Origin of the sequence: Azotobacter vinelandii CA, assembly GCF_000380335.1 — a bacterium.
Classification (GTDB): Bacteria; Pseudomonadota; Gammaproteobacteria; order Pseudomonadales; family Pseudomonadaceae; genus Azotobacter; species Azotobacter vinelandii.
The window spans coordinates 2,239,868-2,254,909 of the sequence record NC_021149.1 but is presented as its reverse complement, the minus strand read 5'-3'; the positions used below and the strand labels follow the sequence as shown (position 1 = coordinate 2,254,909).

Below are 15,042 nucleotides of genomic sequence, written 5' to 3'. Positions count from 1 at the left end.
CCCCGGATCGCCGGCAGGCCGGCGATCCGAAGGCGACGGCGAAAACATCGCGGCCAGGCGTGCCGATCAGAGCAAGGGTATCGAGTAGAGGACGATCAGCCGGTTCTCGTTGATGTCGCGCTGGCTGGACACGTGGCTGCGCAGCGCGGCATTGGCCCAGGCGAAGCCGACCCCGGCGAGCGGACCGCTCTGTATCACGTAGTCGAGACGGAAGTCGCGCTCCCATTCCCGTTCGCCGCGCGACTGGCCGGCGACGTCGATGTGCCAGGCCTTGTTGTAGGTCAGCCGGGCGCTCAGGCCGGGAATGCCGAGGGCGGCGAAATCGTAGGTGTAGATCGTGCCCAGAACGCGCTCGCCGGCGCGGCTGAAACCGCCGATCTGGCGGGTGGCCGCGGTGTAGCTGGTGGCGCCGTCGCTCTGGTTGAGATAGGGCAGATCGCTGTCGCCCTCGTTCTGCTGGTAGAGCAGCGCGAGCGAATGGCCGCCCAGCTTGTAGGTGGACTGCAGGCTCCACAGGCGGCTGTCGACCTCCCCCTTCTCCGGATCGCTGCTCAGCCGCGCGTCGCCGATGGTCCAGCCGTTGGCACGCCCGGCACGGCTGGCGTTCTCGCCGTCCGCCTCGCTGTGAAAATAACGCAGGTCGGTGCTCAGGCTGCCGACCGGCAGCGCCAGGGTGTGGGTCAGGCCGAGGAAATGCTGCTCGTAGAAGTCTTCCAGGGTCGCGTAGTAGTACTGCAGCAGCAGATCCTTGCCGACCCGGTAGTCGACGCCGGCGAAATGGAACTTGTTGCTGCGCCGAGTCGTGTTGCCGGGCACGCTGAGCGCCTGGCGGTCGGTGGAGGAACGGCCCTTGGCGCGCTCCAGGGTTCCGCCGATCAGCGTCAGGTTGTCGAACTCCCTGGAGGTGATCTGCCCGCCCGAATAGGTCTGCGGCAGCATGCGGCCGTCGTTGAAGACCACCACCGGCAGGCGCGGCTGCAGGGTGCCGATGTGCGCCTCGGTCTTGGAGATGCGCAGCTTGCCGGTCAGGCCCAGCGAGCTGTAGTGATCCACCGCGCTGTTGTCGTGATCGAGCGGGAAGAGCTGGCCGGGGTTGCGGCTGCGCCCGGCCTTGTCGGTGCGTCCGCCGGAATCCAGCTTGACGCCGAGCATACCGAGGGCATCGAGGCCGAAGCCGACCGGTCCCTGGGTGTAGCCGGAGCGGAAGTTGAGCATGAAGCCCTGCCCCCACTCCTCCTGCTTCGAGGGCGCCTGCGCGCCGCTCTTGTAATCCTGGTTGAAATAGAAGTTGCGCAGGCCGAGGGTGGCCTTGCTGTCGTCGAAGAAACCCGCGGCGGACGCGCATGGCAAAGCCACGACGCCCGCCATTGTGGCCATGGCCAGAATGGACGCTCTCATGCTTCGGCTCCGGAAGCTTGTAATGGTCGGGTCGGCCGGGAGAACGTTTCGTCGTCGAATGGGCTGTCGCGGACCGACCCCCGTGAAGGTGTCGGTTCGAGGAGGTCCCGCGGCGTCAGGCGACGGCCTGGCGCCGGGTGAAGTCCTGCAGGATGTCGCTGCGCAGCTCGGCGAGCCGCGGATGGTCGCGTCGCCGCGGATGGGGCAGATCGACCGGGATGATGCGCCGGATGCGGCCGGGGCGCGGCTCCATCACCACCACCCGGTCGCCGAGCAGCACCGCCTCGTCGACGTCGTGGGTGACCAGTACCGTGGTGATGCCCTCGGTCAGCCAGATGCGCGCCAGTTCGTCCTGCAGTTGCGCACGGGTCAAGGCGTCGAGGGCGCCGAAGGGCTCGTCGAGAAGCAGCACCTTCGGCCGGTTGACCAGCCCGCGGGCGATCGCCACGCGCTGGCTCATGCCGCCGGAGAGCTGCGCCGGCCAGGCCTTGGCGAAGTGGCGCAGACCGACCAGCTCCAGGTGCGCATGGACCCGGGCCAGGCGTTCGGCCTTGTCCAGGGGCGAATTGGCCAGCGCCAGCAGCACGTTGTCCTCCACCGTCAGCCAGGGGTACAGGCGATGGTCCTGGAAGACGATGCCGCGCGCCGGGTCGGTGCCGTGGATCGGCGTGCCGTCCAGGCGCAGGCTGCCGCCACTGGCCTCCTCCAGGCCGACCAGAAGGCGCAGCAGGGTGGACTTGCCGCACCCGCTGCCGCCGACGATGCTGACGAACTCGCCCTGGCGGATATCCAGGGAAATGTCCTCGAGGACGTGCAGCTCGCCGTCCTTGAGGGGAAAACGCTTGTGCACGCCGTGCAGACTCAGAAAACCGCTACCGCTCATCGAAAAGCATCCCTCTCGTTGATTGCCAAAAACAGTGAATCCCGAACTGTCCGTTGCGTCGGGCGGGAAACGGCCGCAGGCCTTTCCCACCATCGGTGCCCTCAGGTGGAAAATCGCTGCGCGCGTTTTCCACCCTACGGCCCTCCCCGCTCAGCGCCCGCCGTCGCGCCAGGCCAGCGCGCGCGCTTCGATCCAGGCGGCCAGGCGGTTGAGAACCAGGCCGACGGCACCGACCACCAGCAGGCCGTAGATCACCTGATCCATCTCGAAATGTTCGCGGCCGTCGATCATGGTGTTGCCGATCCCCGGCGCGGCGGAAAAGAAGTACTCGGCGCCGAGCGTGGCCAGCCAGGCGTAGATCAGCCCCAGGTGCAGACCGGTGAAGATCGCCGGCGCGGCGGACGGCAGCACCAGGCGCAGCAACCGTTGCGTCGGGGTCAGGCCGAGCACCCGGGCCACTTCGAGCAGTTCGCGACGGGTGGAGCGGATGCCCTCGAAGCTGTTCAGCGCCACCGGGTAGAACACCGCCAGGGCGATGAACGCCACCTTGGCCGGCTCGCCGAAGCCGAACCAGGCCGAGAGCAGCGGAATCCAGGCGAACAGGGCGATCTGCTTGAGCGCATGGAAGGTCGGCCCGACCAGCCGTTCGGCCAGCCGCGACAGCCCGAGCAGGCCGCCGAAGGCCAGCCCCGCCAGGCTGCCGAGGGCGAAGCCCGACAGGTTGCGCCCGAGGCTGGCGGCGAGGCCCCGCCACAGCTCGCCACTCACCGCCGCCTGCCAGGCCGCTTCGAGCACCGCCGCGGGGCTGGCGACCAGCCGGGTATCCACCCATTCCTGCGCGGTGGCCAGCCACCAGAGCGCCAGCAGGGCCGCCGGCACCACCCAGCCGCGCAGATCGGGCCGTTTGCGGGTTGCTTCGGACATGCGCGCGCTCCTTCAGAAAGCCTGGCGCTGCCAGCGCCGCAGGCGGGTCTCGATCAGCGCCAAGCCCTGGTCGAGGACCAGACCGACCAGTCCGATCACCAGCATGGCGACGATCACCAGATCGAGCTGGAACATCTGCCGGCCATCGACCATCAGGTAGCCGATGCCCTCGCTGGAGGCCAGCAACTCCACCGTGACCAGGGCGATCCAGCCCTTGGTGAGGGCGAAGCGCACGCCGGTGAAGATGCTCGGCAACGCCGCCGGCAGGATCACCCGGCGCAGGCGCAGCAGCAGCCCGAAGCGGTACACCCTGGCCACCTCCAGGTAGCTCGGCGGGATGTTGCGGATACCGGAGAAGGTGTTGATGGTCAGCGGCACCAGCACCGCCTTGGCGATCACCAGGTACTTCAGCGTCTCGTCGATGCCGACCAGCATCATCAGCAGCGGAATCCAGCCCAGCACCGGCACCTGGCTGATCGCCTGGAACAGCGGCAGCAGATAGGCCTCGACCCGGCGCGACAGACCCATGGCGAGGCCGAGCAGCAGGCCGAGGGCGCCACCGATGGCCGAACCGACCAGCACCCGCTGCAGGCTGATCGACAACTGGAACCAGAGATCGCCGCTCGCCCACAGCTCGCCGAAGGTTTCCAGCACCCGCGACGGTGGCGGCAGGATCTGCGCCGATACCCAGTGCCGCTCGACAGCGACCTGCCAGACGACCAGCAGCAGCACCGGCAGCAGCAGCCCGGCCCCTCCGGCGCCAGCCCGGCGCAGGATGCGGGCGAAAGTCGGCCAGGGGCGGGCCGGTAAGGTGCGGAACGGGTCCGAAGCCTGAAGCGTGCTCATCGGGAAATCCTCCTTGCGCAGAGCGCGGGTTGCGGGTGCTGCGGCAAAGGCCGCAAGAGAAAACCGAGAAACAGCGGAACGAACAGCAGGAACAGCGGCTGCAGACCGAGCCAGCCGCCGAGCGCGCCGCCGAGCAGACTGCCGGCGAGACTGCCGCCCGGACCAGCCAGCACCGCCAGGCCGGCGACGCGGCCGTGACCGAGCTGCGCGCCATGCCGGGCATAGGCGGACAGAGTGACCACCTGCAGCATGCCCAGGCCCAGGCCGAGCAGCAGCGCCCCGCCCCACAGCAGTGGCGCCCGGCCGCTCAGGCCGAGGCCCGCGAGAGCGACGACGCAGAGCAGCAGGCTGGCGACGAAACCGCCCTGGCCGCTGCCGCCGAGCAGTCGGCCGAGACCGAACAGGGCGAAGATATAGGCCAGGCCATGGGCGCTGAGCAGCGCGGCGGCCTCGCCGGCCGACCAGCCGTAGTCCTGCACGGTGATGACGACGATGAAGTAGGAAAAGAACATCGCCGCCGCCTGCACGCAGAACTCCAGCAGGCAGTTGTCGCGCAGCGCCGGCTGTTCGCGCAGCAGTCCCAACTGGCGGCGCAGCGCGGCCAGGCTCAGCCGCTCGGCGCCCTGCCGGCGCGCCGGATAGATATGCAGCACCCGTGGCGCCAGCAGCGCCGGGATGACGAACAACAGGCCGATCGGCAACCAACTGCCGCCCGCGCCCAGCCAGCCGGCGAACAGTGCCGCCAGAGGCGGCGCGAGCAGCAGCATGCCGATCATCTGCGAACCGCGGAACCAGCCGGCGCGCGCCTCGCCGACCAGGGCCAGTTGCTGCATGAACACCGCGTTGAGCGAAACCAGCCGGCACGGCATGCACAGGCCGATCGCCAGGGTCGGCAGCAGCAGGAGCAGCGGCTGGCCGACCAGCGGCAGGAGCTGGAACAGACCGCCGGCCAGCAGGCTGCCGAACACGTACAGGCGCAGCGGACCGAAGTGCTCCACCAGCATCCCGCACGGCAGGCTGGCCAGCAGCAGACCGGTGGTCTGCGCCCCGGCCACCAGCCCCATCTCCAGCGGCGAGGCATCGAGGCTGAGGGCATAGAGCGCGAAGTTCACCTTGGCCAGCCCCACACCGATACCGGACAGGCTGGCCAGCAGGATGAAGCCCATCAGGGTGCGCGTATCGGCGAGGCCGGAAGCGGTCCGGATCATGCGCGCCTCACCTGGCCTGCGGGCGGTTGTCGGCATCGTAGACCGGCCACAGCGTCTGCAGGCCGAGCCGGTCGATGGCGGCGTTCACGTACCCGGGCTCGACCCAGCGGTCGACGTCGACATCGCCGCGCAGCAGGCCCAGCTCCCGGGACTCGCGGACCGTGGCGCGGTAGCGGTCGAGGAAGAAGTCGTCGAGGCGCGGCGAATAGATGCGCGCCAGGGACTGTCCTTCCTGTTCGGCGCGCAGCGCCTCGATCGGTGTGCCGGAGTTGGCCCACAGGCCGAAGGCCGCCTCGCGGTTTTCCTCGGCGGAAACCCAGGCGGCGGTCTTGACCAGCCCGTCGACCACCTTCTGCACGATCTGCGGATACTGGCGCTCGAAATCGCCGTCCACCAGCACGTGGGTCTGGCGGGTCAGCTTGGCGTCGACCGCGCGGGTGTCGTAGACGATCCGGCCGACCCCGGAAGCCTGCAGGTCGAAGGCATGCGAGCCGAACCAGCCGCCGTCGATGTCCTTGGAGGCCAGTGCGGCGATCATGGTGGGAAAGTCCATGTTGATAGTGCGGAAGTCGCGTTCGCGCAGGCCCTCGACCTTCAGCGCGCGCGCGGTGGCCAGTTGCAGGTTGGTGCCCTTGAACTGCGCCACGCGCTTGCCCTTGAGGTCCTGCAGGGTTTTCGCCGGCGAATCGACCGGCACCACCAGATAGGTGGAAGTGAGCAGGCCGTCGGCGGCGATCAGCCGGGTGTTCAGGCCGCCGGCCTTGCCGATCACCGCCGGCAGGTCGCCCTGCCAGGCGAAATCCAGTTGCTTGTTGGCCAGCGCCTCGTTGACCGCGGGACCGGCGCCCTTGAAGTAGATCCACTCGATCCTGATGTTGTCGTCCTTCAGCTCGGCCTCGATGGCCTGGCGCTGGTGGGCCAGACTGGCGATGCCGTTGGAGGCGACCGGCTTGCCCCCCTTGCCGACGGTGGCCAGGCCGAAACGGATCACCTGCGGCGGGTCCGCGGCGCCGGCCGGTGCCACGCCCAGCCAGGCTCCGGCGAACACGGCGATGAGGGAAAGGAACAACTTGTGTTTCATGGATTGGCTTCCTGTGCCCGTATGCCGGGCTGCCCCGTGCAGCCCTGGCGGGTGGAGGCCTGTTCTGCAGGGGTTATGCCAACTATTTCTATTTCTTCATGGTAATGATGCAGAAAAGTCATAAATAGCCGTACCGACCGGCGTAGAGGCGTCGCCCGGGTCCCGACGCGCCCTGGCCCCTCCTCGGGCCCGCGGCCGGTGCTGCGGGAATCCCGGCAGCGGGCTCCGCAGGCTGCGGGAAATGCCACAGTTCGCGGCCATGGCCATGAGGCATGAAGGAGGATCGCGGGTCCGGCGTCGACCGCCGGCTTGCTGGCTATGTCCCGGTCGCCTCCCATTCGCGGATAAATCCGCTCCCACTCCCCGGCGATCGTTCCGATCGCCCGGCACGCCGCTCACGGCCTTCCGCCATGAATAGCCGTCCACGTCGGGAATCGCAGCGTGCCGATACCCTGTCCCGGGAATACGGTCGAGCACTTGTCAAAGCCGAAGGCAGTTCATAAGATAGCGCTGTCTTTAAGATCGATGCAGTATACGTATGACTTTAACTGCATCGTTATCGCTTACTGACGGCAAAATACGCCATATTTCCTGCCAACGAGACAAGGTAGTAACGGTATTATCCTGCGATTACTTTCAATTCTAAAAAGATAGCGCTATCTACCGAGGTGCCTTATGTTTCCATCTATCCATGCCCTGGTGATCATGGGCGTCGCCGGCTGCGGCAAGTCCAGCGTCGGCCAGACGCTCTGCCGGCTCAACGGCGCCACGCCCATCGAGGGCGACGCCTTCCATCCGCCGGAGAACATCCGCAAGATGAGCGCCGGCATCCCGCTGACCGACGAAGACCGCAGCGGCTGGCTGGGCATTCTGTCCGACGAACTGCGCCACGTCGTGGCGGCCGGACGGCTTCCGGTGCTCGCCTGCTCGGCGCTCAAGCGCAGCTACCGCGAGCGCTTGCGTAAAGCCGTGCCCGGGCTCGGCTTCGTCTATCTGGAACTGACGCCCAGCGTCGCCGCCCGTCGCGTCGCCGAACGCCCCGACCACTTCATGCCGGCGAGCATGATCGACAGCCAGTTCGCCACCCTCGAAGCGCCGCATGGCGAACCCCTGACCCTGGTCCTGGACGCCTCTTGCCAGGATGTGCCGCAACTGGCCGCGGCCGCCGATGAGTGGTGGCGTCGGCACCGGCCGAACTGATCGAGGCCGTATATTCTTGATTGAAAGATAGCGCTGTCTCGCACTGCTCCACCCAAAACAACGACAAAGGAGACTTCCCATGCTGGGCCTGTCCCACAACACCCTGCTGCTGCTCGATGCGCTGATCGCCATCGTCGGCCTGATCGTCCTGATCACCCGCTTCAAGCTGCATCCCTTCCTCGCCCTGATCATCTCCGCCCTGTTCCTCGGCCTGACCTCGGGCATGCCGGTGGACAAAGTCGTCAAGGCGTTCCAGGAAGGCTTCGGCGGTGTCCTCGGCTTCGTCGGCATCATCCTCGCCCTCGGTACCATGCTCGGCAAGATGATGGCCGAGTCCGGCGGCGCCGATCAGATCGCCCGCACCCTGATCCAGGCCTTCGGCAAGGAACGCGTGCAGTGGTCGATGATGTTCGCCGCCTTCCTGGTCGGCATCCCGCTGTTCTTCGAGATCGGCTTCGTCCTGCTGATCCCCCTGGTGTTCATCGTCGCCCGGCGCACCGGGGTCTCGCTGATCAAGGTCGGCATCCCCCTGCTCGCCGGCCTCTCGGTGGTCCACGGCCTGGTGCCGCCGCATCCCGGCCCGCTGCTGGCCATCGGCGTGTTCGGCGCGGACATCGGCAAGACCATCCTCTACGGCCTGATCGTCGCCCTGCCGACCGGCATCATCGCCGGCCCGCTGTTCGCCTCCTTCATCGCCCGCCGGGTGCCCGGCACGCCCTCGCCCGAACTGATGGAGCAACTCGCCCATGAGTCCGAGGCCGGCAACCTGCCGAGCTTTTCCGTGACGCTGGTCACCGTGCTACTGCCGGTGTTCCTGATGCTGCTGAAGACCTTCGCCGACGTGGTCCTGCCCGAGGGTCACCTGCTGCGTGGCTGGATGGACCTGATCGGCCACCCGATCAGCGCCCTGCTGCTGGCCCTGCTGCTGTCGCTGTATACCTTCGGCTACGCCCGCGGCTTCGAACCCAAGCGGGTGGCGCGCCTGCTCGAAGAGAGCCTGGCGCCGACCGCCGCCATCGTCATGATCATCGGCGCCGGCGGTGGCTTCAAACAGATGCTGGTGGCCAGCGGGGTGGGCAACGTGATCGGCCAGATGGCGGTGAGCGCGCAGGTCTCGCCGATCCTGCTGGCCTGGCTGGTCGCCGCGCTGATCCGCATCGCCACCGGCTCGGCCACGGTCGCCACCATCACCGGCGCCGGCATCGTGGTGCCGGTGATCGAGATGGTACCGGGAGTCAACCGCGAGCTGCTGGTGCTCGCTACCGGCGCCGGCTCGCTGATCCTCTCCCATGTCAACGACGCCGGTTTCTGGATGGTCAAGCAGTACTTCAACATGACCGTAAGCGAAACCTTCAAGACCTGGACCGCCATGGAAACCCTGCTTTCCGTGGTCGGCCTGGTGTTCATCCTGCTGCTCTCGCTGGTGGTCTGAGCGAAGGCAGAGGCGGTCCCGGCAAGCCGGGATCGCCGCTTCCTCCGCTGCCGTCCAGCCCCAGTCCGGGCGGTTCGCTCCGGCCGGACAGTACCGGCAACGACCGATAACCCCTTTTTCCCGTGGCGGCAGCCTTGGATGCCGCCCGGACATCCGTTCGATCACCAGGCCAACAATAATGAAAAATGCTCCCAAACCCTCTCTGCAGGCTCGCCCCCATACTCTCGTCCTGCCCCTGATTCTGGCGGGAGCCCTGCCAACCGCCCAGGCCGAACTCCTCGAGGATGCCAAGGGCACCCTGACCCTGCGCAACTTCTACATCCACCGCAACTTCGTCGACGACCGCGCCACCCGCAGCAAGGCCGAGGAATGGACCCAGAGCTTCATCCTCGACCTGCAGTCCGGCTACACCGAAGGCCCGGTCGGCTTCGGCATCGACATCCTCGGCCTCCGGTCGGTCAAGCTCGACGGCGGCAAGGGCACCGGCGGCACCCAGCTTTTGCCCGTCGGCAAGGACGGCAAGCCGGCCGACGACTTCGGCCGCCTGGCGGTGGCCGGCAAGCTGCGCTTCTCGAAGACCGAGGCGAAGCTCGGCGAGTGGTCGCCGGCGCTGCCGATCCTGCGCTCCGACGACGGCCGCTCGCTGCCGCAGACCTTCCAGGGCGGCATGTTCACCTCCAAGGAGGTCCGCAACCTGACCCTCTACGGCGGGCGCTTTCGCGGCAACAGCCCGCGCGACGACAGCAGCCTCGAGGACATGAGCTGGGTCGGCAACGCCAGCGTCACCTCCGACCGCTTCAGCTTCGCCGGCGCCGAATACGCCTTCAACGACAACCGCACCCAAATCGGTGCCTGGTTCGGCCAACTGGAGGACATCTACAAGCAGCGCTACTTCCAGGTGCTGCACAGCCAGCCGCTGGGCAAGGACTGGACCCTGGGCGCCAACCTCGGCTACTTCGACGGCGAGGAGGACGGCAGCGCCCAGGCCGGCGACCTGGACAACAGCCTGCTGACCGGGATGTTCTCGCTCAAGCATGGCGCGCACATCTTCTACCTGGGCCTGCAGCGGGTCGGCGGCGACGACCGCTGGCTGCGGGTCAACGGCACCAGCGGCGGCACGGCGGCCAACGACAGCTACAACGGCAGCTTCGACAACCCCCGCGAGCGCTCCTGGCAAGTGCGCTACGACTACGACTTCGCGCCCCTGGGGATGCCCGGCCTGACCCTGATGACCCGCTACATCAAGGGTCACAACGTGCATGCGGGCGGTATCGACGACGGCGAGGAGTGGAACCGCGAGACCCAGTTGAGCTACGTGGTGCAGAGCGGTCCGGCGAAGAACCTGGCCCTGCGCTGGCGGAACTCGACGGTGCGCCGCGACTGGGGCGCCGACAACAAGTTCGACGACAACCGGCTGATCGTCCAGTATCCGCTCTCGCTGTTCTGACAGCGCTTCTGCGGGGCCTGTCGTTCTCCGCGCGCCGATATCCGCACATGCAGCGTTCGTTCAGCGCCACGACAGGCCTTTTTCCAGAAACCGGCCGGAGTCGACTTCCCTCCGCCAGCCGGCGGCATGCACGGCGAAGTCGATCTGGGAAGTCAGGGAGCGGCCACGATCCTTCAGGTATCCGACCATGGAGAGGATCAGGGAAAGGTTATGGCCGATATCACGCAGAGAGCTGCCTTCCCCCGCCCGTCCGAACCTGAACCCATCCGCCATGGATTGGATGTGCCGTTTTTCGAGGTCGGCCACATCGGGCGGAAAACTGAACAGCGAACCGCCTCTGGCGAGAGCGAGCAGTCCATCGCTCGCATAATCGTATACGGCCGCCAGGATGGAGCCTTCCCCGTCGGGAAGGGTCATCGTCCATGAGCAGCTTTTCACCCGCGACTCGACCGCCGCCTTCAGATAATTCCGCCGCCTGAAACGCTCCTGCTCGTCCGCGATGATCCGCATCACCTCCGTCGGACAGGCGGACGCCTCCGCCACGAAACGCTCCTTCACCGGCCGGATGAGCTCGACGAAGCCGGCAGCCGTGATATAGCCATGCCGGTTCCCGGCGATCTTCCGCTCCAGATGCGCCGAAGCGATGGAAACGCCTGCACCGACGTAGAAAGTCGCGCGATCGGCGGCCAGTATCGCGCAATCCCCCATGCTGACTGCCGCAATGAATGTCATATCGCTCTCCCGTCCCATGGGCATACGACAGGCCATGGCGCATCGCCGAGGCTGGAGACGGAAGGCTCGCACCGCTCCTGTCATCCATTCACGATAGGCGCACTTCACGCCCCCATCGCCAGGCGCTCCGGCACCGATGCGAGCTAGAGGCTGGACAGGCTGAGCACCAGCCCCGAGGCGAACAGCAGCCAGAGGACCAGGTAGCGGAACTGCCAGTCGCTCACCCGCCGGTACAGGCGCACGCCCAGCCAGGAGCCGAGCAGGGTGGCGGGCAGGCAGAGCGCGGCCAGCTCCCAGACCTGCCGGGTCAGCAGGCCCTGGCCGGCGTACAGGCCCAGCACCACGCAGAGGATGCCCAGGTTGTAGGGCTGATAGACCCCGCGCTGCATGTCCGCGCTCCAGCCGCGCAGGCCACACCAGATGGTCGGCAACGGGCCCGACAACCCGGCTACCCCGCCGAGGGCGCCGCCACCCGCGCCGACCAGCCCGTCGGCCAGACGCCCACCCCAGAGCGCGACGGTCGGCAGGCGACGCAGAGCGAGCATCAGGCCGGTATAGCCGATCAGCAGGACACCGAGCAGCAGCTTGAAGGTCTGTACCTCCAGAATACGCAGTGCGGCCACGCCCAGCGGTACGCCGGCGAGACCGCCGACGAGGAAGGGCCAGGCCCGCTCCCAGGCGAAGGCACGACGCAGGCTGCACAGAGACTGCACCTGCCCGACCACCGAGCAGAGCACCACCAATGCGGCGGCGATCGCCGGCTCCACGGCATGCAGCCAGAAACCGAGAGCGGTGAGGCCGGTGCCGAACCCGGCCAGGCCGGTGACGAATCCGCCGCTCAGGGCGCCGGCCAGGATGATCGCTTCCGTCTGCACGCATGCCTCTTCATCATGATCCTTGCCGCTCGCATCTTGCGAAGCGGCAGTCCGAGCGGATGCAAACAGCCGAGCGGATGAAATGCAAGCACCGGGAGCCGTTCGCGGCGGCTGCTCCAGGGCGGCGATCAGCGGACGATGGGACGATTTCCGGCGTCGTAGGGGGTCCACAGCTTCTGCAGGCCGAGTTGCTCGATGGCGGTGTCGACATACTTCGGCTCGATCCATCGGGCCACGTCGACGTCGCCGCGGATCAGGCCCAGCTCCTTGGACTCCTGCACCGTGGCGCGGTAGCGGTCGACGAAGAACGCGTCCAGCAGCGGCGAATAGCGGCGCTGGAACGACTGCCCTTCCTGCTCGGCGCGCAGCGCCTCGATCGGCGTTCCGGACTTGGCCCAGAGCGAGAGCACCGTTTCCTTGTTTGCCGGGTCCGAGGTCCAGGCCGCGGTCTTGACCAGCGCGGTCACCACCTTCTGCACCAGCTCGGGATGCTCCCGCTCGAACTCGCCGCGCACCAGCACATGGCCCTGGCGGGTCAGGCGCGGATCGACGGCACGGGTGTCGTAGATGATCCGGCCGACGCCGGAAGCCTGCAGGTCGAAGGCCCGCGCGTCGAACCAGGCGCCGTCGATGTCCTTCGAGGTCAGCGCGGCGCCCATGGTCGCGAAATCCATGTTGAGGGTGCGGAAGTCGCGTTCGCCGAGGCCCTGCCGCTTCAGCGCGCGCAGGATCGCCAGGTGCAGGTTGGTGCCCTTGAACAGCGCCACGCGCTTGCCCTTGAGATCCTGCAGGGTCTTGGCCGGAGAATCGGCCGGCACCACTAGGTAGGTCGAGGTGAGCAGGTTGTCGGCGGTGATCAGCCGGGTGTCCAGGCCGCCGGCCTTGGCGACCACCGCCGGCAGGTCGCCCTGCACGGCGAAGTCCAGTTGCTTGTTGGCCAGCGCCTCGTTGACTGCGGGGCCGGCGCCCTTGAAGTAGAACCACTCGACATTCACGTCGCTGCCCAGCTCCTGCTGGAGGGCCTTGCGCTGGTCGGCCAGGCCGGCCACCCCGCTGCTGGAAAAGGGCACGCCGCCCTTGCCGACCTGGGCGACGCCGAAGCGGATGGTCACGGGTTCGGCATTGAGCGGCAGCGGCGCCAGCAGCAAGGCCGCGCTCAGCAGTCCGGGCAGCAGAGCGGCCAAGGGGTTGTTCTTTTTCATCGCGGATTTCCTTATTCGGCTTGGAAGACTCGGCGGTACGCAAGGCGACTGCCCGAAGAGCGGAGAGCAAGCGCTGTGCCCAAGCACATGCGGCGTCGGGCGCTTTCCCGCCCGGCAAGGCGTGCGGGCCGGATGTCGCGGCCGGGCCGGCCGGGTCCGTGCCCTGCCCGAGCGCGGCAACTGTTGCAAACGGCGCAGTTGCCGCGGCCAAGTGTTGAAAATCCCCCAGCACCTTTTCGCCGCCTCCGCCGGGCGGGCCGCCGGAAACCCCGGCGTTCTCCCGCAGCCCAGGGCCGGCGCGGCCTGCAGCGGCAAAGCGGAACGCTGGCATGCATTCTGCCTCGGCAGTCTGCGCCGCTCTTCCGGCACTGCCCGGAAGCCTTCTTCACGACTCCCTGCCAAGGAACTGTGTCATGAGTAAACGCCAGCTTGCGCTGAACGCCTTCATCCTGCCGACCGGCCACCACATCGCCGCCTGGCGCCGCGCGGACGTGCCGGAGCACGCCAACCACGATTTCGGCGAATACGTCCGCGTGGCGCGCCTGGCCGAGGCGGCCAAGTTCGACGCGGTGTTCGTCTCCGACTCGGTGGCGGTGAACGCGGGCAACGGTGGCAGCGGCCTGGAGGAACTGGCGCTGACCGCCCGCGGTACCCGGCTGGAACCCTTTACCCTGCTCTCGGGGCTGGCCGCGGTGACCGAGCGCATCGGTCTGATCGCCACCGTCAGCACCACCTACAACGAGCCCTATCACCTGGCCCGCAAGTTCGCCTCGCTGGACTGGATCTCCAGGGGACGCGCCGGCTGGAACCTGGTGACCTCTTCGGCGCCGGCCGAGGCGCTGAACTTCAACCAGAGCGAGCTGCCCGAACACGGCGAGCGCTACCGGCGCGCCGAGGAGTTCCTCGAGGTGGTGCAGGGCCTGTGGGATAGCTGGGAAGACGACGCCTTCGTCCGCGACAAGGCCAGCGGCCAGTTCTTCGATCCGGCCAGGCTGCACGTGCTGGACCACCAGGGCGAGCACTACCGGGTGCGCGGTCCGCTGAACGTGGCGCGCCCGCCGCAGGGCTATCCGGTGCTGGTGCAGGCCGGCTCCTCCGAGCCGGGCAAGGAAATCGCCGCGCGCAGCGCCGAGGCGATCTTCACCGCACACCAGACCCTGGAAAGCGCCCAGGCCTTCTACGCCGATGTGAAAGGCCGTCTCGCCAAGTACGGCCGCGCGCCCGAGGAGCTGAAGATCCTCCCGGGCATTTTCCCGGTGGTCGGCCGCAGCGAGGCCGAAGCCCAGGCCAAGTACCGCGAACTGCAGGAACTGATCGACCCGCGGGTCGGCGTCAACCTGCTCAGCGCCCTGATCGGCAGCGACCTGTCCGGCTTCGATGTCGACGGCCCACTGCCCGAGCTGGCGACCACCAACCAGAACAAGAGCCGCCAGGCCCTGCTGCTCGAACTGGCGCACCGCGAGAACCTGACCATCCGCGAACTCTACCTGCGCATCGCCGGCGCCCGCGGCCACTGGACGGTGGTCGGCACCCCGACGCAGATCGCCGACCAGATCCAGACCTGGTTCGAGCAGGGCGCGGCCGACGGCTTCAACGTGCTGGCGCCCTGGCTGCCCGGCGGCCTGGAGGAGTTCATCGACCAGGTGGTGCCGGAACTGCGCCGCCGCGGCCTGTTCCGCGAGGAGTACAGCGGCGCCACCCTGCGCGAGCACCTGGGCCTGGCCCGTCCGGAAAACCAGCATGCCGCCGGGCGCCAGCGGCGCGCGGCGAGCTGATCCCCCGTCCCGGCGGGCCGCCACACGGCCCGCCCCAGC

Annotated in this window: 13 protein-coding genes; 4 read left to right on the top strand and 9 right to left on the bottom strand. The window is 67.8% G+C overall.

Annotated features, from left to right (window positions below):
* Positions 1 to 66: 66 nt before the first annotated feature.
* From AVCA_RS10275 to AVCA_RS10250, 6 genes are all read right to left on the bottom strand, one after another.
* Entirely contained in the window at positions 67 to 1,398 is a 1,332-nt protein-coding gene (locus AVCA_RS10275; protein WP_012700845.1) for an OprD family porin, read from the bottom strand.
* Positions 1,399 to 1,513: 115 nt separating this feature from the next.
* Complete coding sequence (locus AVCA_RS10270) at positions 1,514 to 2,281, bottom strand: ABC transporter ATP-binding protein (protein WP_012700844.1); 768 nt, start codon at positions 2,279 to 2,281, stop codon at positions 1,514 to 1,516.
* A 150-nt stretch (positions 2,282 to 2,431) separates the two neighbouring features.
* Positions 2,432 to 3,205: an ABC transporter permease gene (locus AVCA_RS10265; protein ID WP_012700842.1), complete on the bottom strand. Its 774-nt coding sequence runs from the start codon at positions 3,203 to 3,205 to the stop codon at positions 2,432 to 2,434.
* A gap of 12 nt (positions 3,206 to 3,217) precedes the next feature.
* Positions 3,218 to 4,051, bottom strand: a complete 834-nt coding sequence (locus tag AVCA_RS10260; protein WP_012700841.1) for an ABC transporter permease — start codon at positions 4,049 to 4,051, stop codon at positions 3,218 to 3,220.
* Positions 4,048 to 5,259 carry an MFS transporter gene (locus AVCA_RS10255; RefSeq protein ID WP_012700840.1) on the bottom strand — a complete coding sequence of 404 codons (1,212 nt, stop codon included), beginning with the start codon at positions 5,257 to 5,259 and terminating at the stop codon, positions 4,048 to 4,050. Before AVCA_RS10255 ends, AVCA_RS10260 begins: the two co-directional genes overlap by 4 nt.
* A 7-nt stretch (positions 5,260 to 5,266) precedes the next feature.
* Complete coding sequence (locus AVCA_RS10250) at positions 5,267 to 6,340, bottom strand: ABC transporter substrate-binding protein (protein ID WP_012700839.1); 1,074 nt, start codon at positions 6,338 to 6,340, stop codon at positions 5,267 to 5,269.
* A gap of 675 nt (positions 6,341 to 7,015) precedes the next feature.
* Between AVCA_RS10250 and AVCA_RS10245 the strand changes: the two genes are divergently transcribed.
* The 3 genes from AVCA_RS10245 (at position 7,016) to AVCA_RS10235 (ending at position 10,419) form a co-directional block, all read left to right on the top strand.
* Positions 7,016 to 7,540, top strand: a complete 525-nt coding sequence (locus AVCA_RS10245) for a gluconokinase (RefSeq protein WP_012700837.1) — start codon at positions 7,016 to 7,018, stop codon at positions 7,538 to 7,540.
* Between the two features lie 79 nt (positions 7,541 to 7,619).
* Complete coding sequence (locus AVCA_RS10240; RefSeq protein ID WP_012700836.1) at positions 7,620 to 8,972, top strand: GntP family permease; 1,353 nt, start codon at positions 7,620 to 7,622, stop codon at positions 8,970 to 8,972.
* A 178-nt stretch (positions 8,973 to 9,150) separates the two neighbouring features.
* Complete coding sequence (locus AVCA_RS10235) at positions 9,151 to 10,419, top strand: OprD family porin (protein WP_012700834.1); 1,269 nt, start codon at positions 9,151 to 9,153, stop codon at positions 10,417 to 10,419.
* A gap of 60 nt (positions 10,420 to 10,479) precedes the next feature.
* On the opposite strand, the gene AVCA_RS10230 is transcribed toward AVCA_RS10235, so the two are convergent.
* The 3 genes from AVCA_RS10230 to AVCA_RS10220 form a co-directional block, all read right to left on the bottom strand.
* A complete protein-coding gene (locus AVCA_RS10230) occupies positions 10,480 to 11,151 on the bottom strand; it encodes a hypothetical protein (protein ID WP_231876421.1) in 672 nt (223 codons plus the stop codon).
* Between the two features lie 143 nt (positions 11,152 to 11,294).
* Positions 11,295 to 12,026, bottom strand: coding sequence for a sulfite exporter TauE/SafE family protein (locus AVCA_RS10225; RefSeq protein ID WP_012700832.1), 732 nt, complete (start codon positions 12,024 to 12,026; stop codon positions 11,295 to 11,297).
* A gap of 128 nt (positions 12,027 to 12,154) precedes the next feature.
* Positions 12,155 to 13,228, bottom strand: a complete 1,074-nt coding sequence (locus AVCA_RS10220) for an ABC transporter substrate-binding protein (RefSeq protein ID WP_012700831.1) — start codon at positions 13,226 to 13,228, stop codon at positions 12,155 to 12,157.
* 413 nt (positions 13,229 to 13,641) lie between these two features.
* Here AVCA_RS10220 and AVCA_RS10215 point away from each other — a divergent pair, with 413 nt between their 5' ends.
* Positions 13,642 to 15,003 (top strand): LLM class flavin-dependent oxidoreductase, encoded by a 1,362-nt coding sequence (locus tag AVCA_RS10215; RefSeq protein WP_012700829.1) that lies wholly within the window; start codon positions 13,642 to 13,644, stop codon positions 15,001 to 15,003.
* Positions 15,004 to 15,042 lie beyond the last annotated feature (39 nt).

Bases quoted from the DNA above. Each gene is read 5' to 3' on its own strand.
- AVCA_RS10260 (WP_012700841.1), bottom strand. From the start codon at position 4,051: ATGAGCACGCTTCAGGCTTCGGACCCGTTCCGCACCTTACCGGCCCGC.
- AVCA_RS10255 (WP_012700840.1), bottom strand. From the start codon at position 5,259: ATGATCCGGACCGCTTCCGGCCTCGCCGATACGCGCACCCTGATGGGC.
- AVCA_RS10250 (WP_012700839.1), bottom strand. From the start codon at position 6,340: ATGAAACACAAGTTGTTCCTTTCCCTCATCGCCGTGTTCGCCGGAGCC.
- AVCA_RS10235 (WP_012700834.1), top strand. From the start codon at position 9,151: ATGAAAAATGCTCCCAAACCCTCTCTGCAGGCTCGCCCCCATACTCTC.
- AVCA_RS10230 (WP_231876421.1), bottom strand. From the start codon at position 11,151: ATGACATTCATTGCGGCAGTCAGCATGGGGGATTGCGCGATACTGGCC.
- AVCA_RS10275 (WP_012700845.1), bottom strand. From the start codon at position 1,398: ATGAGAGCGTCCATTCTGGCCATGGCCACAATGGCGGGCGTCGTGGCT.
- AVCA_RS10245 (WP_012700837.1), top strand. From the start codon at position 7,016: ATGTTTCCATCTATCCATGCCCTGGTGATCATGGGCGTCGCCGGCTGC.
- AVCA_RS10270 (WP_012700844.1), bottom strand. From the start codon at position 2,281: ATGAGCGGTAGCGGTTTTCTGAGTCTGCACGGCGTGCACAAGCGTTTT.
- AVCA_RS10215 (WP_012700829.1), top strand. From the start codon at position 13,642: ATGAGTAAACGCCAGCTTGCGCTGAACGCCTTCATCCTGCCGACCGGC.
- AVCA_RS10240 (WP_012700836.1), top strand. From the start codon at position 7,620: ATGCTGGGCCTGTCCCACAACACCCTGCTGCTGCTCGATGCGCTGATC.
- AVCA_RS10265 (WP_012700842.1), bottom strand. From the start codon at position 3,205: ATGTCCGAAGCAACCCGCAAACGGCCCGATCTGCGCGGCTGGGTGGTG.
- AVCA_RS10220 (WP_012700831.1), bottom strand. From the start codon at position 13,228: ATGAAAAAGAACAACCCCTTGGCCGCTCTGCTGCCCGGACTGCTGAGC.